We start from the raw sequence: 15,908 nt of genomic DNA on the forward strand, positions 1-15,908 counted from the left end.
GGGCCGTCAAGTTTAACACCACAGCTCAACAATAGTCCGGCCTGTGTTTTTTAAATATTTTTAATTATATATTTACATCATTTACCACAAACCGTTCTCTCGACCATGATGAATCCCAATAAAGCCCTGTGGGAGAAAGGAGATTTCACGCAAATTGCCCAAACCATGCGCCAAAGCGGCGACGAACTGGTGGCAAAGCTCGGCATCACCGAAGGCATGCGAGTGATTGACCTGGGCTGCGGCGACGGCACCACGGCCCTGCCCGAAGCGCTGCGCGGGGCCCACGTGCTCGGGATTGACATTGCCCACAACCTGGTGGAGGCCGGCAAACGGCGGGCGGCAGCAGCCGGCCTGGCCAACTGCACCTTTCAGGAAGGCGACGCCTGCCACTTGAGCGACGTGGCCGACCATTCGGCCGACCTGGTGGTCAGCATTTTCGGGGCCATGTTTGCCCCGAAGCCCTTCGACGTGGCCAAAGAAATGGTGCGCGTTACCAAGCCGGGCGGCAAAATTGTGATGGGCAACTGGATACCCGGCGACCCCACGCTCGTGGCCCAGATACTCCGCATCAGCTCGGCCTATACCCCTCCCCCGCCCGAAGGCTTCGTCAGCCCCATGACCTGGGGCGTCGAAAGCAACGTGCTGGAACGCTTCGGCCAGGCCGGCATTCCGCCCCAGCGCATTGCGTGCGACAAGGACACGTTCACCTTCGTGGCTCCTTTCGCGCCCAGCGAGTTTGTGCGGCTGTTTCAGAACTTCTACGGCCCGACGATGAATGCCTTTGAAGCGGCCGAGCGCAACGGCAAAGCAGCCGAGTTGGAACGGGAGCTAACGGAACTGTTCATCAGCCAGAACAAGGCCGCCACGCCGGACAGCACGCTAATCCCGGCCGCCTACCTGCGCGTGACCGTGAGCTGCTAGCCCCCGAGGGCACGTGGGCCTGTCGCCACGCCGGAGCGATTTGCAGAGCAGACAGCCCGTCGATGAAAGCGCCGCTATTTGCCGACGTAAGCGCAGGTCCAGCGGTTGTCGGGGATGGTCGGGAAAACCAGGAAAAATTTATCGGGCCGGTCTATTTTTTCGGCTTTCCCTTTGTCGAAATATCCCCCGGCAAACAGCAGGTTGCCGTCCTTGTCGACGCTGAATTTTCCTTTGCTGGGTTTTTCAAAGCCCGAGTAGAAATAGGTGCCGTCGGGGCTGATGGTGAACGAGCCCCGGGGGGTGTACTCAACCATGCCGCCGCGGTATTTACTGGCCGTGCAGCCGTATTTGCCGTATTTGAGGGGCGCTTTGGGTGCAGCCTGCGCCCAACTGCCAGCCGGGGCCAGCGTGAGAAATGCACTGCCAATGGCGGCGAGTAGTAGGCGTTTTTTCATCGCAAAGAAGCGCTGATTGAGTGGTTGCAGGCGCTAATCAACGACATCTTCTATAAATTAAAAAGCGCGTCACTACCCGCAGGTGAAAGCCCGGGTGAGAAACGTGACCAAAACGCAAAAAGCCCCGCGGCCAATAGACCACGGGGCTTTCCGTAGAACCATTGCTTACCTATTTCCGGCGTTTCATCACCGCTTCTACGGCGGCCACGATGGCGGCTTCGTTGAGCTTGTATTTCTCCATCAGTTGGTCGGGGGTAGCGCTTTCGCCGAAGCTGTCGTTCACGGCCACCATTTCCAGGGGCAGCGGCTCTTCGCGGGCCAGCAGCTGGGCGATGCTGTCGCCGAGGCCGCCGTTCATCTGGTGTTCTTCGGCCGTCACCACGCAGCGCGTTTTGCGCACCGAGGCGAGGATGGCTTCCGCATCGAGCGGCTTGATGGTGTGGATGTTGATGATTTCGGCGTTGATGCCTTTCTCGGCCAGGAGCTTGCCGGCCAGCACGGCCTTCCACACGAGGTGGCCGGTGGCGAAGATGCTCACGTCGGTGCCTTCGTTGAGGGTCCAGGCTTTGCCGATTTCAAATTTCTGGTCGGCGGGCGTGAAGTTGGGTACCACGGGGCGGCCGAAGCGCAGGTACACGGGGCCTTCGTAGTCGGCGATGGCGATGGTGGCGGCTTTGGTCTGGTTGTAGTCGCAGGGGTTGATGACGGTCATGCCGGGCAGCATTTTCATCATGCCCAGGTCTTCCAGAATCTGGTGGGTGGCGCCGTCTTCGCCCAGCGTGAGGCCGGCGTGCGAGGCGCAGATTTTCACGTTTTTGCCCGAATAGGCAATGCTCTGGCGAATCTGGTCGTACACGCGGCCGGTGCTGAAGTTGGCGAAAGTGCCCGTGAAGGGGATTTTGCCGCCAATGGTCATGCCGGCGGCCACGCCCATCATGTTGGCCTCGGCAATGCCGACCTGGAAAAACCGGTCGGGGTTTTCCTTTTTGAAGGCGTCCATTTTGAGCGAGCCGGTGAGGTCGGCGCAGAGGGCCACCACGTTGGGGTTGGTTTTGCCCAGCTCGGCCAGGCCCGCGCCGAAGCCGCTGCGGGTGTCTTTCGATTCGGTGTAGGGGAAGTCTTTCATGGGGTTGTAAGGGAGGTTGAGACGGTCAAAACTCCCCTCCTTACCAAGGAGGGGACGTTGTCGCGCCAGCGACAACGGGGGTGGTTGTGGGCGTTGAACAACAACCGTCAACGCCCGCTAAAACAACTTTCAATCGAGTGAAGCACGCTATCCAGCGCCGACCAAATCAGCTTGTTCTCAAACCGGATTACCCGAATGCCCACAGCATTCAGGTATTCGGTCCGCGCCGCATCGTGCAGATTGCCTGACGCAGTGAAATGGCCTGCTCCATCTAATTCTACCGCAAGCTTTTCCTGCGGGCAATAAAAATCAAGAATAAACTCACCGACGCTATGCTGGCGCCGGAATTTGCGGCCGTTGAGTTGGCTGTTTTTTAAGCGGTTCCACAGCACGGCTTCGGCGGTGGTGAGGTTGTGGCGGAGGTCGCGGCGCTCGTCTTTTTTGTGGGAGAGGTTGTTGAGGATGGTCATGAGGTGTTGTTCTACATTCGGTTCGTTCAACGCCTACAACCACCCCAGTTTTTGCTTCGCAAAAACGTCCCCTCCTTGGTAAGGAGGGGAGTTTATCGTTCTATTTCATTTTCCAAAAATGGCCACCGACGTCGTTTGCCCGCTCCGGATGGTGAAGTTGCGCACGTCGGTGAACTTGCTGGCGGTGCTGGTGGCCGTGCGGAACACCAAGCGGTAAGCGCCGGGCTGCATGGGCAGGTTGATTTTGCTGCTGCCCCCGTAGGGCAAGTCGTAAATCCACGTCTGCGACTCGTCATCATTTAACTGATACAGGCTGCCGTAGCCTTTCAAATCCGACGTGATGTTGAGCGTGCCGGGCGCGGCGTAGGTGAAGGTGTACTCCTGGCCCTGCTTGATGGTGATGCGGCGCACGGTGCGCGGCAGCGTGAGGGCTTCCACTTCATAGTTGCCGGCCAGCAGCTTCTGGCGGGTGCCGAAGGTGCCGGCCGTGACGGTGGCGCCCGCCTGGCTGCGCACCACCGCCCGGATGGTGCCGTAGGGGTTGGGCGTGAGGGGCGGGTTTTGCAGCCAGAGGGTGCCCTGCGGCGTTTTGAAGGTGAAGACGTTGGCCTTGCCGGGCTTGATGGGCAGGTTGGCCTGGCGCACGGGCGGCACGGTGTTTATCACGAGGTCGTAGCTCTGCAGCGCGTCGATGTCGAGCACGTCGGGCTTGCCCTGGGCGTCGCGGTAGTGCACGTAGTTGTACTCCGGCTGCTCGGTCACGTTGTTCACGAAGGTCATGTTCACGTTCGTTTCCACGGGCTTGCCGTTGGCGTCGGTCAGGTTGACGGAGACGGTGGTCTTGCTCAGGGTTTGGGCAATGACGTCGTCCATCACCGTGCGGAAAGTCTTTACCTCGGCGGCGTTGTAGTACTGGCCCAGGCATTCGAGCTGCTTGCCAAAGTCCCGCTCGGCCCCGATGCCGATGACGAAGGGCTTGAGGAAAACGTGCTTGCGCTGCAGGGCGATGGAGGCCGCGCAGGGGTCGCGGTTGCACGATTCCAGTCCGTCGGTAATCAGCAGCAACACGTTGCGCGACGACTTATCCGTGGGGAAGTCGTTGGCCGACTGCTCCAGCGAATAGGTGATGGGCGTGTTGCCCTGCGCCTTGAGCGTGGTCAGCTTCTCTTTGATGGCCTTGGCGTTGCGGGGCGCAAACGGCACCTCCAGCTTGGAATCCTGGCAGTTTTTGTCGGCGTTCGGAAACTGGTGGCCGTACACGCGCAGGCCCAATTCCAGGTTGGGATAGGCGTTGAGCGAGTCGACCATTTTGCTGAGCATGCGCTTGGCCACGGCCCAGCGCGGCTGGCCCTCCCACGGCGCCATCATCGAGCCCGAAGCGTCGAGCAGGAACAGAATGCGGGTAACTTTGGGCTTCTCGGGCGCGGCGTTTTGGGCCTGGGTGTTTCCCCCAAAAAGCAGCAATACAAGCAATAAGACAGGCCAGACGTGGCGTCTCACCCCCGGCCCCTCTCCCAAGGGAGAGGGGAGCCAGCCGATTTTCGTTTGGAGCAAAACCGGTGTCCCCTCTCCTCGGGGAGAAGGGGTCAGGGGGTGAGGCGCCACGTCCGAACGGTACCACATGTTAGTAGTCGCCGTCGGTGCCCACTTTCAGCTGGTCGAGGGCTTCGGCCAGCTGCTTGTCATTGGGGGCCACGCCGTGCCACTTGTGGCCGTCCATCATAAAGTCCACGCCGAAGCCCATTTTCGTGTCCATGATGAACATGATGGGGCGGGCTTTGCCCGTGGCGGCCACGCAGTTTTCCAGCGTGGGCAGCAGGGCGTCGAAATGGTTGCCGTCGCCCTCAATCACCTGCCAGCCAAAGGCTTCGAACTTGCGGCGCAGGTCGCCCAGGCCCCCGATTTCGTCGGTCGAGCCGTCAATTTGCTGGCCGTTGCGGTCCACGATGGCAATCAGGTTGTCGATTTTGTGGTGAGCGGCGTACATGGCGGCCTCCCAGTTCTGGCCCTCTTCCAGCTCGCCGTCGCCCAGCAGCACAAACACGCGCTGCTTGTCGCCGTTCAGCTTTTTGGCCTGGGCGGCGCCGCAGGCCACGCTCAGCCCCTGGCCCAGCGAGCCCGAAGCCACGCGGACGCCCGGCAGGCCCTCGTGCGTGGTGGGGTGGCCCTGCAGGCGCGAGTCGAGCTTGCGGAAAGTGCTCAGCTCGCTCACCGGGAAATAACCGGAGCGCGCCAAACACGAGTACATGGTGGCCGACGTGTGGCCGTTCGACAGGAAAAACAGGTCTTGGTCCTTGCCGTCCATGTCGAAGGGCTCGGGGTGGTGCTTCATCACCTTGAAGTAGAGCGCCACCAGCAAATCGGTGATGCCGAGCGAGCCACCGGGGTGGCCCGAGTTCACGGCGTGCACCATGCGCACGATGTCGCGACGCACCTGCGTGGCAATTTCCTTGAGTTCCTCGATGGATTTTTCGGGTTTTTCGACGGTTTTGGCGGTGGTGGTATCGGCCATGAGTATGAAAGAAATTGAGTTCAGTGAGGTAAAGGTAGTGAACGGCATACGGGCCGAACAGGCGTTTTTCACGGCTGACCTATTGCAATCGGTCCCGATAGCGAGGCCGCGAAAAAGGTATGGAAGTGCCCCTGGACGGCAGCGATTAGGCGGCGAAAGCGCCCGCCATTCGGAGCGGCCTTGGGCTGCGCAAGCGGTGCCGCCGAAGCGCCCTAGAGCAGCTGAGCTGCGTGCTCTTTGGTGTCCACCTTCTTGATAACTTTCTCAATCAGCCCGTTTTCGTCAATCAAGAACGTGGTGCGAACGGTGCCCATGTAAGTTTTGCCGTAGTTTTTCTTTTCCTGCCACACGCCGTAGTCCTGCACAATTTTCTTCTCCGTATCAACCAGCAGCGGGAAGGGCAGGTCGTATTTGAGAGCGAATTTCTTGTGGGCCACCTCGCCGTCGATGCTCACGCCGAGGACCTGAATGTTGCTCGCCTTTAGCTCCTCCTGGTGGTCGCGCAGGTTGCAGGCCTGGGCGGTGCAGCCGGGCGTGTCGTCTTTGGGGTAAAAGTAGAGGGCCACTTTCTGGCCGCGGAAGTCGTGCAGGCTGACGGTGTTGCCGTCCTGGTCCTGGGCGGTGAAATCGGGGGCGGGTTGGCCGGGTTCGAGGGGCATGGTGGTTGGGGTTGTAGCGCGGACTTTTAGACCGCGAGTGAAAGATGTTTGATTTCGTGCATTCGCGGACTAAAAGTCCGCGCTACAAGCTGAGCGGAATCACCCGCTCGTTGCCGGCCTGGTCGGTGAGGCGCAGCTCGGCGGGTCCGCGCAGGCGGGCACCCAACGTGTCGCTGGCCAGGGTAAAGAGCAGGGCTTTCTTGTGCTCGTAGCGCAATAGCCGGAATTTGCCGCCGATGAGCAACCGGTAGCTGGCCAGGCCCGACATGTCATCACCCACCGAAAAGGCCAGTTGGCCGCCGGGGCGCCCAACCAGGCTGGCGCGCGGCGCGGTGGTGTCGCGCAGAATGCGGTAGGAGGCAAACTGGCGGATTTGGGCCGTAATCTGGCCCCGGTCGTCCCATTTGCCGCCCAAGTAGGCCTTGCCTCCTTTAGCCGTGGCCGCGTAGATGGCCGTGCGCGCCGGGTCGGTGGGCGGGGTGGCGGGCTTGAGGGTGAGGGTGGCCGTGTGGTAGAGGGGCAGCAGCGGCGAGCCCACCGTCCAGAAGCCGCTGCCGGTGGGCTCGGGCTTGAAGCTGGTGCTCAGGTACAAGTTGCCGAACAGCGTTTCGGGCCCGAAAATCAGGTTGAGGTGGGCCGTGGCATAGCTCGTTTCCTTGCCCGCAGGTATCATCACCTGGCGGTCAAACTTTTTGGTGATGCTACCAAAGCGAATGGAGTCGGGCAGGCCGGCGCGCAGGTCGTAGAGGTACACGTTTTCGCTGTTCTGCGTGTAGCTGGGCCGGATTTCGAGGCGGCGGTTGCCGCGCAGCAGCGTCAGGTTGGCGCCCACCGAGTCGGCGCTGGGGTCGGCCGCCACGGCTTTGAGCAGGTTGCGCGTCACCTCAAAGCGCAGGGCCGGCTTTTTCACGGCCGCCGAGCGGGTTTTGAAGTACTCGGGCTGCTCGCCGCGCACCACCAAGTGCACGGGCGTCTGGTTGTTGTAGGAGTCGGCCAGCGTGATGTCGATGTTGTACACCTTGCCGGCTTCCACGTTCAGGCGGCCCTTGGTGGGGCCGGTGGTGTACATCTGCAGGTCATTGCCCTCGTCCACCCACAGCTTTTGCAGGGTGCGCCCCTGGGTGTTTTGGTACAGGAAATCGACGAAGTTGCCCACCTGCCGCGTGCCCGTTGGGAACGGCACGGCGTCGATGTTGTGCTGATAAAACGGCTGTCCGTTCACCGTCACGGTCACCCGCTGGATGCCGTTTTTGTTCCAGGCATTGTCAAACCTATCAAAGCCCTGCACCAGCAGGCCCACCGTGCCAAAGGCGCTGATGGTATCGGCCCAGGTGGTGGTAGCGCCTGGCGCGGGCTGCAGCTTGGGCACAAACAGCGCCTTGGCAAACACCTTTTTCACCCGCGCCTCTATGCCCAGCGGCTCCAGCGCAAACGCCTGCAGAATGGGCCCCAAATGGTCCTGAATTTCTGGGAAGCCGCCCCACTGCAGCGGGTTGTATTGGCGGTCCTGGGCGTCGCGCACTTCCCAGTGCAGGTGCGGGCCGGCCGAGCCGCCGGTGTTGCCGCTCAGGGCCACCAGCTCGCCGCGCTTCACCGGAAACCGGTCTTTCTCGAAGAAGGCTTCCAGCTCGTAGCTCTGCTTGTCGTACTGGCGGCGCAGCAGCTCGGCCGCCACCGGCCCCCGAAACTCATTCAAATGCCCGTATACCGTGGTGAGGCCGTTGGGATGCGTGATGTAGAGCACGTTGCCGTAGCCAAACGACGACTGCTTCAGCCGCGAGATGTAGCCGTCGGCGGCGGCGTACACGGGCTGGTTCACCCCGCCGCCGGTCTTGATGTCGAGTCCGCCGTGGAAGTGGTTGGGCCGCAGCTCGCCCATGCTGCCGGCCAGGAAATTGGGCTTGCCCGGCGCAATGGGAAACATGAAATAGCCGGGGGCTACCGTGGGCCGGCCGGCTCTCAGCAGCTCGCTCACGGTGTGGCCGCGCTCGGCGGTGTCGGCTTCCTGCCCCCCTACTCGGCCGGGCTGCCCGGCCAAAAAGGCCAGCGCCATGCCAATTATCAACTTCGCTTTCTTCTTCAAAATCAACTTATGTCAACGGTCATGCAGAGCGCAGTCGAAGCACCTCGCGGGGGTAATAATTAGTACCCTGGCACGCGAGATGCTTCGACTGCGCTCAGCACGACGGGCTATATTCAACACACAACACTTTTCTACCGCACGTTCAGCTCCAGCAGCTTCTCCCCTTCCAGGTAGCCGGTCAGCTGGTCACCCATCTGTACGGCGGCCACGCCGGCGGGGGTGCCGGTAAAAATCAGGTCGCCCATTTTCAGGGAGATGTATTTCGACACGAAGCTGATGATTTTGGCGAACGGGTGCAGCATCAGGCTCGAATTGCCGGTTTGGCGGGTCTCGCCGTTCACCTCGAGGTGAAAGTTGATGTTGGCCAGGTCGGCGAACTCACTCACCGGCTTGAAGGTGGGCGAAATTGGAGCCGACCCGTCGAAGGCCTTGGCCAGCTCCCAGGGCAGGCCCTTTTTCTTGAGCTCGCTCTGCAGGTCGCGGGCCGTGAAGTCGATGCCAAGGCCGATGGCGTCGAAGTACGTGTGGGCGAAGGCCTCTTCGATGTGGCGGCCGTTTTTGCTCACCCGCAGCACCAGTTCCAGTTCGTGGTGAATGTCTTGCGAGAATTCGGGCAGGAAAAACGGCTGGCCGCGCTGCAGCAGCGCCGTTTCGGGTTTGAGGAAGATGACGGGCGCGCTGGGCACCTCGTTGTGCAGCTCGGCAATGTGGTCGGCGTAGTTGCGGCCGATGCAAATGATTTTCATGGAAGGAACGGGGGCAACGCGGAAGGAAGTCAAAACTACGCCCCCGGGCGGCCTTGCGACAACCCGACGGGCGGTTTTTGTGCCGCCCGCCGCGCGGCGGCCACAACATTTACCCGCCCTGCTGCCGTATAGGCCGCAACCGCGGGCGGCGGCCCCCGGCGGGCGGGCCGGCCCACTGGACCACCGCCCCGCCGGGTATTGTTTCCTTCTTTCTCCTGTACCATGCTCAAGAAACTCACCCTCGTTGCCAGCCTGGCCTTCGTGGCCGCCTGCTCCACGGTGCCCATCACGGGCCGCCGCCAGCTCAGCCTCGTGAGCGATACCGAAATCAACACCTTGGCCGCCCAGCAATACCGCGAGGTCATTGCCAAAGGCCCGCTCTCCACCAATTCGCAGGACGTGGCCTTGGTGCGCCGCGTGGGCCAGCGCATCCAGACCGCCGTAGAAACCTACTTCCGCCAGCAAAATGCCTCCGACCAGCTGGCCGGCTACCAGTGGGAGTTCAACGTGATTCAGGACAAGCAGGAAAACGCCTGGTGCATGCCCGGCGGCAAGGTTGCCGTCTACACCGGCATTCTGCCCATCACGCAGGACGAAAACGGCCTGGCCGTGGTAATGGCCCACGAAATTGCGCACGCCGTGGCCAAGCACGGCTCCGAGCGCATGAGCCAGGGCCTGGTGCAGCAGCTCGGCGGGCAGGCGCTGTCGGCAGCGCTTTCCACCAACGCGCCGGCCACCCAGCAGCTCGCGCTGCAGGCTTTTGGCGTGGGTTCGCAGATTGGCCTCTTGAAATACGGCCGCAACCAGGAGTCGGAAGCCGACCACCTGGGCCTGATTTTCATGGCCCTGGCCGGGTATAACCCCGACGGCGCCATCACGTTCTGGCAGCGCATGGATGCCCGCGAAAACGCCGCTTCGCCGCCCGAATTCCTCTCCACGCACCCCTCCAACGGCACCCGCATTGCCGACATCCAACGCGAGCTGCCCGAAGCCCGTAAGTACTACACAGCCCGCTAGTGCGTTGTAAGAAAGCCAGAATTATCCGGTGATAATTCTGGCTTTTTCTGCCTTCCTCCCCTGCTATGAAATTGCTTCCTCGTCTACTCGGTTTGGGTTTGTTGGGCCTGCTGCTGGCTTTGGTCACGATGTCGTGCGAAAGCAGCAAGACGGCCACCAACGAATTTGGCAGCCCCAATCGCATCAAAGGCGAGGTAATTGCCAAGCCCGAAAGCCGGCAAATCGTGCACTTCACCGATTCCAGCACCGAGTACAAGACGCCGCGCAGCGAGCTGGCCAAAGCGTTTATACGCCAGTTCAACGACGGCACCGTAATCGACAAAATCCAGGTGCGCAAGGCGCCCGTCGACGCCGGGACCGTGGCCACGTACTACCTCATCGGCATGGGCCTGCGGTCGGGCACGTTCCGGGCCATGGCCCTGCCCCTCACCAGCGGCGGCGACAACACCTTCTACCTCCGCCCCTCGGCCGAGCGCTACACCCTGAGCAGCACCGGCTGCCCGGCCTGCTTTTTCAATTTCGAAAACGGCCGCATTGTGGGCACCAGCTGCTCCGAAAGCTCCCCCGGCAGCCACTGCGACCTCAAGATTGAGCCCAACAACGAGCTATTTGCCAACGCCCGATGACCACGCGCACCAAATGGCTGCTTCGCGCCGCCCTCACCGCCCTGGCCCTGCTCATCACCACCGACAAGAAGCCTGCTAAAACACCTCCCACGCCCAAAAAGCCCGCCGACTAGCGGGCTTTTTGGGCGCCCCGGTTTTCAAGAATGCGCCAGGGCAAAATGCCGGATTCGGCTGGCGACGTCGGCGAGGTCGGCCCGCTCAATGGCGTGCGGAGTGTTGGACAGCACGGCGTAGCGCAGCTGCGGCAATTGCTCGGCTAATAGCCGGCTGGCGTCTCCCCTCTCGGGGGTGAGGTCGCCGTCGCCCATCAGCACCTGCACGGGCACGGCAATGGCGGCAAAGTCGGCCGCTGCCAGCGGCGGGGCGGCACCGGCGGCTTCCATCAAGCGGGCCGTGGCGCGCACCACGTCGGCCCAGTCGGCCGGGGCGTGTCGCTGGCGCAGCGCCTCCACGAAGGCCGGCACTTTGGCCTGCATCTTTTCCGGGTCGAGGAATCTGGTTTCGGCCGCCGCGCTTTCCGGCGACCAGTCCAGCTTGGTGCCCAGCGTGGTGATGCTGGCAAACCGGGCCGGCTCTTGGCGAGCCGCCAGCAGCGCCGCGTAGCCGCCCATGCTGTAGCCGAACACGTGGGCCGGCGCAGTTTCGTGCGCCCGCAGAAAACCCAGAACTTCCTCGGCAAAGTGCGGCAGGGTGAAAGCCTCCGGGCGCACGGCGCCGCCACCGTGGCCAGAAAACGCGAAGGATTTCACCGTGAAATCAGCCGACAACAGTTCCGCCAGCGGCTCCAGAGTTGCGGGGCTGCCCAAAGCACCGTGCAGCAATAGCAGCGTGGGTTTCATGCTCAGCCCGTGATTTCAGTAGCCAGCGCCGTCAAATCCAACCCATCAAACGTGCCCGACGACATCAGGAGCAGGTTGGCATTGGCCCACGGCTGCGCGCGCAGGAAGGCCGCCAGCTCGGCGCTGTCGGTAATCACCCGGATGTCGGGGCGCTGGAAGGCTTCGGCCACGGTGGTGGCGGCCAGCGGCGGCAGGCGCTTGTGCTCCAGCACGTGGGGGTTGAAGTACACCACGGCCACGTCGGGGGCGTCGAAGCAGTGCGCGTACTGCGGCAGAAACTCGGGGTTGAGGCTGCTGAAGGTGTGCAGCTCCAGGCAGGCCACCAGGCGCCGCTGCGGAAACTGCTTTTTCAGGGCCGTGGCGGTGGCTTTGAGCTTGCTGGGCGCGTGGGCGAAGTCCTTGTACACCACCGACGTCGCGCCCTCGCGCACCAGCTCCAGGCGCCGCGCCGCACCGGGGAACGAGGCCACGGCCTTGAAGAAGTCCTTGCCTCTGATGCCCAGCTGCTTGCAGACCTCCTTGGCCGCCGAGATGTTGCGCAGGTTGTGCTCGCCAAACACCTGAATGGGCACTTCCTCGTCTTTCTTGTTGATGAGGTAGGTCTTGCCGTCGCGAATGACGTGCTCGTGCGGGCCGTAGCCGATGTAGGTCACGTCGGGGTTGGTGGGCACGCTCACCAGCTGCACCTGCTCGTCGTCGCGGTCGTAGATGAGCACGCCGGCCTTGGGCGTCATGTCGGCGAAAATGCGGAACTGCTCGCGGTAGATTTCCTCGGTCGGAAACACGTTGATGTGGTCCCAGCTGATGCCAGAAATCACGCCGATGTGGTGCTGGTAGAGGTGAAATTTCGGCCGCCGGTCCACCGGCGACGACAGGTACTCGTCGCCTTCGATGATGATGATGGGCGCGTCGGTGAGCTGCACCATCAAATCGAACCCGGCCAGCTGAGCGCCCACCGCGTAGTCGAACTCGCGGCCGTGGTAGCGCAGCACGTGCAGAATGCAAGCCGTGATGCTGGTTTTGCCGTGCGAGCCGCCGATGACGATGCGCTGCTTGTCGCGGCTGGCTTCGTAGATGTACTCGGGGAAGGAATACACTTTCAGGCCCAGCTCCTGGGCGCGCAGCAGTTCGGGGTTGTCGGGGCGGGCGTGCATGCCCACAATCACGGCGTCGAGGTCGGGGGTGATGCGGGCGGCGTCCCAGCCCTCCTGGGCGGGCAACAGGCCGGCGGCGGCGAGGCGGCCGCGGGCGGGCTCAAAAATTTCGTCGTCGGTGCCCGTCACCTGGGCCCCCTGCCGGTGCAAGGCCAGGGCCAGGTTGTGCATGATGCTCCCGCCCACGGCGATGAGGTGGACGCGCTGCGGCGCAGCGGATTGCGGAAGAAGGGTGTCGGAAGCCAAGCGGAAGGAACAAAAAAGCTAAGCCGCGAAAGTACAAACGCCCGGCCGCCGGGGCCATTCCATAGCCAAAAGAATCGATTTTTCCACCTGCACATTTTCCCCTCCTTCCGGGTTAGCTTTGTATACGAGGCATGCCCGCTGTTTTTTTTAATCGAGCCGCCCGTTTTTCCCTTCCCGCTCTAATTCCCATACCAACCGATGCAAGACCGGATGGACGACCGCCTGAAACAATCCGCCGCCCGCGCCAAAGCCGCGCTGGCCAGCCGCGGAACGTCGGGGGTGGTCCCGTTTAACGCCAGCGCCGCTGGCAAGCTGCCGCCCCAGGCCCCCGAGCTCGAAATGGCCGTGCTGGGGGCCCTGATGCTGGAAAAAGACGCCCTCACCTCGGTGATTGACCTGCTCAAGCCCGAGAGCTTTTACAAGGACGCGCACCAGCGCATCTACCGCGCCGTGATTCGGCTGTTCGACAAATCCGAGCCCATCGACCAGCTCACCGTGGTGCACGAGCTGCGCGAAATGGGCGAGCTCGAGGCCTGCGGCGGCCCCTTCTACGTGGCCAACCTCACGCTGAAAGTGAACTCGGCGGCCAACGTGGAATACCACGCCCGCATCATCACCGAAACCGCCATCAAGCGCGAGCTGATTCGGATTTCGAGCGAAATTCAAAAGGACGCCTTCGAGGACACCACCGACGTGTTCAAGCTGCTCGACGACACCGAATCGGCCCTGTTTGAAGTGTCGGAATCGAACATCCGCAAGAACTTCGACGACATGCGCAGCCTGATGGGCAAGGCCATCAAGGAGCTGGAAGAGAAGAAGAACCAGAGCGACGGCCTCACCGGCGTGCCCACCGGCTTCACGGCGCTGGACCGCGTTACGAGCGGCTGGCAACCTTCTGACTTGGTGATTATTGCGGCTCGCCCCGGCATGGGTAAGACGGCGTTCGTGGTTTCGGCCATGCGCAACGCGGCCGTGGATTTCAAGAAAGCGGTGGCTATTTTCTCGCTGGAAATGTCCTCGCTGCAGCTCGTGAATCGTCTGATTTCGGCTGAGGCGGAGCTGGATTCGGAAAAAATCAAAAAGGGCAGCCTCGCCGACCACGAGTGGCAGCAGCTCAACCACAAAATCACGGCCCTCTCGGCCGCCCCGATTTACATCGACGACACGCCTGGCCTGAGCATCCGGGAGCTGCGCACCAAGTGCCGCCGCCTGCGCTCGCAGAAGGACGTGCAGATGATTATCGTCGACTACCTGCAGCTGATGAGCGGCAACACCGACGGCCGCGGCGGCAACCGCGAACAAGAAATCGCCAGCATCTCGCGGGCCCTCAAGGGCATTGCCAAGGAGCTGAACGTGCCCGTGCTGGCCCTGTCGCAGCTCTCGCGCTCGGTAGAAACCCGCGGCGGCGACAAGAAGCCGCAGCTCAGTGACCTGCGCGAATCGGGCTCCATCGAGCAGGACGCCGACATGGTCATCTTCCTCTACCGCCCCGAATACTACGGCCTCGACCAAGACGCCGAAGGCAATTCGACGCAGGGCGTGGGCGAAGTCATCATTGCCAAGCACCGAAACGGCTCGTTGGAAACGGTGCAGCTCAAGTTTATTGGCAAGTACACCAAGTTTGCCGACCTCGACGGCATGGGCGGCTTCGACCCCAGCGGCTACCAGCCCATGGGCCTGCCCGCCAGCAACTTCGATAGCGAGCCCAGCCCCTTCGCGCCGAACACCATTCGCCTGGGCTCGAAGATTAACGAGTCGCCGGTGCCCTTCCCGAAAAGCAACTTCAACGCCCACGAGGACCCGCCTTTTTAATTAATGGAGCCTGACATTGAGCCAGCCGAAGCGGCGGAAGAACTCGAAACCGTCCCTTTAGTGCCCCTGTATTCTAGCCAGGCCATCAAGTGGTTTTCCATTATTTTCAGTCCCATTGCGGGCGGAATAATGACTTCGCAAAACCTGAAGGATATCGGTCAGCCACTGGCGGCAAGCAATGCTCTGCTGGGTGGCATTGGTTTTACCATAGCGGTTGTGGTTTTTGCCTATTTAACCAATTTGTCAGGTGGGTTTGGCGGCTCTTTCTTTATTGGCTATCTGGGGGCCTTCGGCTTGGAATTTTACTTCAGCTACTTCGTTAAGAATCGGGACGCCTTTCCAGCCAAAAGCATCACCAAGGCCTTAATCATCAGCTTAAGTATTCTAGCAATTTTCCTGGCACTGGTTTACTATTCCATCGTGCATATGCAGCAGCCCGTTTCTGCATGACCCCGGAAATCACCTCAGTTACCCTCCTGCTGTTGAGCTTCTTCGCCTTCCTGGCCGGTCTCATCGACGGCATGGTGGGCGGCGGTGGCCTCATCCAGTTGCCGGCGCTGCTGCTGTTGCTGCCCCAGGTACCAGTGCCCACGGTACTGGGCACCGGCAAAGTGGCCAGCCTGGCGGGCACTTCGGCCTCGGCGTTTCGGTATTTGCGGGGGCTGACGGGCGTGCCCATTCGCTGGCGCACGGTGGCGGTGGCGGCCGTGGTGGCGGGCTGCTTTGCGCTGCTGGGCGCCCGCGCCGTGAGCGGCCTCAACAAGGAACTGGTGAAGCCACTAGTGCTGGCTCTGCTCGTGCTCATGGCCGCCTATACCTTCTGGCGCAAGGATTTTGGCAGCCTGCACGCCCCACGCCTGCAAGGCCGCCGCGAGTTGTGGACGGGCGTCGCGCTGGGGGCCGGCCTCGGATTCTACGACGGCTTTTTTGGGCCGGGCACGGGCAGCTTGCTGCTGTTTGCTTTCGTGGGGCTGTTTGGCTACGATTTTCTGGCCGCCTCGGCCTCGGCCAAGGTGGTGAACGTGGCTACCAACATTGCCGGGCTGGCTTATTTCATTTCCACCGGGCAGGTGCTGTTCCACGTGGCCGTACCCATGGCCGTGTGCAACGTGCTGGGCTCGTTGGTGGGCGCGCGGCTGGCCCTGCGGCAGGGCACGGGTTTCGTGCGGGTGCTGTTTCTGGCGGTCGTCAGCGCGTTTATCCTAAAGCTGGGCTGGGAGACGTTTGCTTGAGGTAGCAACT

General features: G+C 61.9%; 16 protein-coding genes. 6 read left to right on the forward strand and 10 right to left on the reverse strand.

The genetic code is table 11. The features are described 5' to 3' along the window. Positions 1-105: 105 nt before the first annotated feature. Positions 106-921, forward strand: a complete 816-nt coding sequence (locus tag JAO73_RS03590) for a class I SAM-dependent methyltransferase (RefSeq protein ID WP_233168678.1) — start codon at positions 106-108, stop codon at positions 919-921. A 74-nt stretch (positions 922-995) separates the two neighbouring features. On the opposite strand, the gene JAO73_RS03595 is transcribed toward JAO73_RS03590, so the two are convergent. The 8 genes from JAO73_RS03595 to JAO73_RS03630 all read right to left on the reverse strand — a co-directional run bounded on the left by JAO73_RS03595 (position 996) and on the right by JAO73_RS03630 (position 8,972). Beyond that, the gene (locus JAO73_RS03595) at positions 996-1,376 is read right to left on the reverse strand and encodes a hypothetical protein (RefSeq protein ID WP_190923261.1); all 381 of its coding nucleotides are present in this window, start codon (positions 1,374-1,376) and stop codon (positions 996-998) included. 169 nt (positions 1,377-1,545) lie between these two features. Beyond that, positions 1,546-2,502 (reverse strand): transketolase family protein, encoded by a 957-nt coding sequence (locus tag JAO73_RS03600; RefSeq protein ID WP_198975801.1) that lies wholly within the window; start codon positions 2,500-2,502, stop codon positions 1,546-1,548. 107 nt (positions 2,503-2,609) lie between these two features. Next, complete coding sequence (locus tag JAO73_RS03605; RefSeq protein WP_190923442.1) at positions 2,610-2,972, reverse strand: endonuclease domain-containing protein; 363 nt, start codon at positions 2,970-2,972, stop codon at positions 2,610-2,612. Positions 2,973-3,077: 105 nt separating this feature from the next. Then, positions 3,078-4,436, reverse strand: a complete 1,359-nt coding sequence (locus JAO73_RS03610; protein ID WP_233168679.1) for a vWA domain-containing protein — start codon at positions 4,434-4,436, stop codon at positions 3,078-3,080. 160 nt (positions 4,437-4,596) lie between these two features. Then, the gene (locus JAO73_RS03615; protein ID WP_198975803.1) at positions 4,597-5,484 is read right to left on the reverse strand and encodes a transketolase; all 888 of its coding nucleotides are present in this window, start codon (positions 5,482-5,484) and stop codon (positions 4,597-4,599) included. A 212-nt stretch (positions 5,485-5,696) separates the two neighbouring features. Then, a complete protein-coding gene (gene bcp / locus JAO73_RS03620) occupies positions 5,697-6,143 on the reverse strand; it encodes a thioredoxin-dependent thiol peroxidase (protein WP_198975804.1) in 447 nt (148 codons plus the stop codon). Between the two features lie 82 nt (positions 6,144-6,225). Further along, a complete protein-coding gene (locus JAO73_RS03625; RefSeq protein ID WP_198975805.1) occupies positions 6,226-8,196 on the reverse strand; it encodes a M23 family metallopeptidase in 1,971 nt (656 codons plus the stop codon). Between the two features lie 161 nt (positions 8,197-8,357). Continuing rightward, positions 8,358-8,972, reverse strand: a complete 615-nt coding sequence (locus tag JAO73_RS03630) for a fumarylacetoacetate hydrolase family protein (RefSeq protein ID WP_198975806.1) — start codon at positions 8,970-8,972, stop codon at positions 8,358-8,360. A gap of 222 nt (positions 8,973-9,194) precedes the next feature. Here JAO73_RS03630 and JAO73_RS03635 point away from each other — a divergent pair, with 222 nt between their 5' ends. Beyond that, positions 9,195-9,989, forward strand: coding sequence for a M48 family metallopeptidase (locus JAO73_RS03635; protein ID WP_198975807.1), 795 nt, complete (start codon positions 9,195-9,197; stop codon positions 9,987-9,989). A gap of 65 nt (positions 9,990-10,054) precedes the next feature. Continuing rightward, the gene (locus tag JAO73_RS03640; protein ID WP_190923253.1) at positions 10,055-10,615 is read left to right on the forward strand and encodes a hypothetical protein; all 561 of its coding nucleotides are present in this window, start codon (positions 10,055-10,057) and stop codon (positions 10,613-10,615) included. 137 nt (positions 10,616-10,752) lie between these two features. Here the strand turns inward: JAO73_RS03640 and JAO73_RS03645 are convergent, their stop codons facing one another. Together JAO73_RS03645 and JAO73_RS03650 are read right to left on the reverse strand one after the other, a co-directional pair. Beyond that, complete coding sequence (locus JAO73_RS03645) at positions 10,753-11,454, reverse strand: alpha/beta fold hydrolase (RefSeq protein WP_198975808.1); 702 nt, start codon at positions 11,452-11,454, stop codon at positions 10,753-10,755. Positions 11,455-11,456: 2 nt separating this feature from the next. Further along, positions 11,457-12,854 (reverse strand): UDP-N-acetylmuramate--L-alanine ligase, encoded by a 1,398-nt coding sequence (locus JAO73_RS03650; protein ID WP_262896047.1) that lies wholly within the window; start codon positions 12,852-12,854, stop codon positions 11,457-11,459. Positions 12,855-13,052: 198 nt separating this feature from the next. Here JAO73_RS03650 and dnaB point away from each other — a divergent pair, with 198 nt between their 5' ends. The 3 genes from dnaB to JAO73_RS03665 are packed head-to-tail and all read left to right on the forward strand — an operon-like array spanning position 13,053 to position 15,898. Next, positions 13,053-14,666: a replicative DNA helicase gene (dnaB, locus tag JAO73_RS03655; protein WP_198975809.1), complete on the forward strand. Its 1,614-nt coding sequence runs from the start codon at positions 13,053-13,055 to the stop codon at positions 14,664-14,666. A gap of 3 nt (positions 14,667-14,669) precedes the next feature. After that, entirely contained in the window at positions 14,670-15,116 is a 447-nt protein-coding gene (locus JAO73_RS03660) for a hypothetical protein (RefSeq protein WP_198975810.1), read from the forward strand. Then, positions 15,113-15,898, forward strand: a complete 786-nt coding sequence (locus tag JAO73_RS03665) for a sulfite exporter TauE/SafE family protein (RefSeq protein ID WP_198975811.1) — start codon at positions 15,113-15,115, stop codon at positions 15,896-15,898. Before JAO73_RS03660 ends, JAO73_RS03665 begins: the two co-directional genes overlap by 4 nt. Positions 15,899-15,908: the final 10 nt, after the last annotated feature.

Origin of the sequence: Hymenobacter miniatus (genome assembly GCF_016427455.1) — a bacterium.
Lineage (GTDB): Bacteria > Bacteroidota > Bacteroidia > Cytophagales > Hymenobacteraceae > Hymenobacter > Hymenobacter armeniacus.

Coding starts and splice junctions, on each gene's coding strand:
- JAO73_RS03590 (WP_233168678.1), top strand. CDS start 106: ATGATGAATCCCAATAAAGCCCTGTGGGAGAAAGGAGATTTCACGCAA.
- JAO73_RS03595 (WP_190923261.1), bottom strand. CDS start 1,376: ATGAAAAAACGCCTACTACTCGCCGCCATTGGCAGTGCATTTCTCACG.
- JAO73_RS03600 (WP_198975801.1), bottom strand. CDS start 2,502: ATGAAAGACTTCCCCTACACCGAATCGAAAGACACCCGCAGCGGCTTC.
- JAO73_RS03605 (WP_190923442.1), bottom strand. CDS start 2,972: ATGACCATCCTCAACAACCTCTCCCACAAAAAAGACGAGCGCCGCGAC.
- JAO73_RS03615 (WP_198975803.1), bottom strand. CDS start 5,484: ATGGCCGATACCACCACCGCCAAAACCGTCGAAAAACCCGAAAAATCC.
- bcp (WP_198975804.1), bottom strand. CDS start 6,143: ATGCCCCTCGAACCCGGCCAACCCGCCCCCGATTTCACCGCCCAGGAC.
- JAO73_RS03625 (WP_198975805.1), bottom strand. CDS start 8,196: ATGGCGCTGGCCTTTTTGGCCGGGCAGCCCGGCCGAGTAGGGGGGCAG.
- JAO73_RS03630 (WP_198975806.1), bottom strand. CDS start 8,972: ATGAAAATCATTTGCATCGGCCGCAACTACGCCGACCACATTGCCGAG.
- JAO73_RS03635 (WP_198975807.1), top strand. CDS start 9,195: ATGCTCAAGAAACTCACCCTCGTTGCCAGCCTGGCCTTCGTGGCCGCC.
- JAO73_RS03640 (WP_190923253.1), top strand. CDS start 10,055: ATGAAATTGCTTCCTCGTCTACTCGGTTTGGGTTTGTTGGGCCTGCTG.
- JAO73_RS03645 (WP_198975808.1), bottom strand. CDS start 11,454: ATGAAACCCACGCTGCTATTGCTGCACGGTGCTTTGGGCAGCCCCGCA.
- dnaB (WP_198975809.1), top strand. CDS start 13,053: ATGCAAGACCGGATGGACGACCGCCTGAAACAATCCGCCGCCCGCGCC.
- JAO73_RS03660 (WP_198975810.1), top strand. CDS start 14,670: ATGGAGCCTGACATTGAGCCAGCCGAAGCGGCGGAAGAACTCGAAACC.
- JAO73_RS03665 (WP_198975811.1), top strand. CDS start 15,113: ATGACCCCGGAAATCACCTCAGTTACCCTCCTGCTGTTGAGCTTCTTC.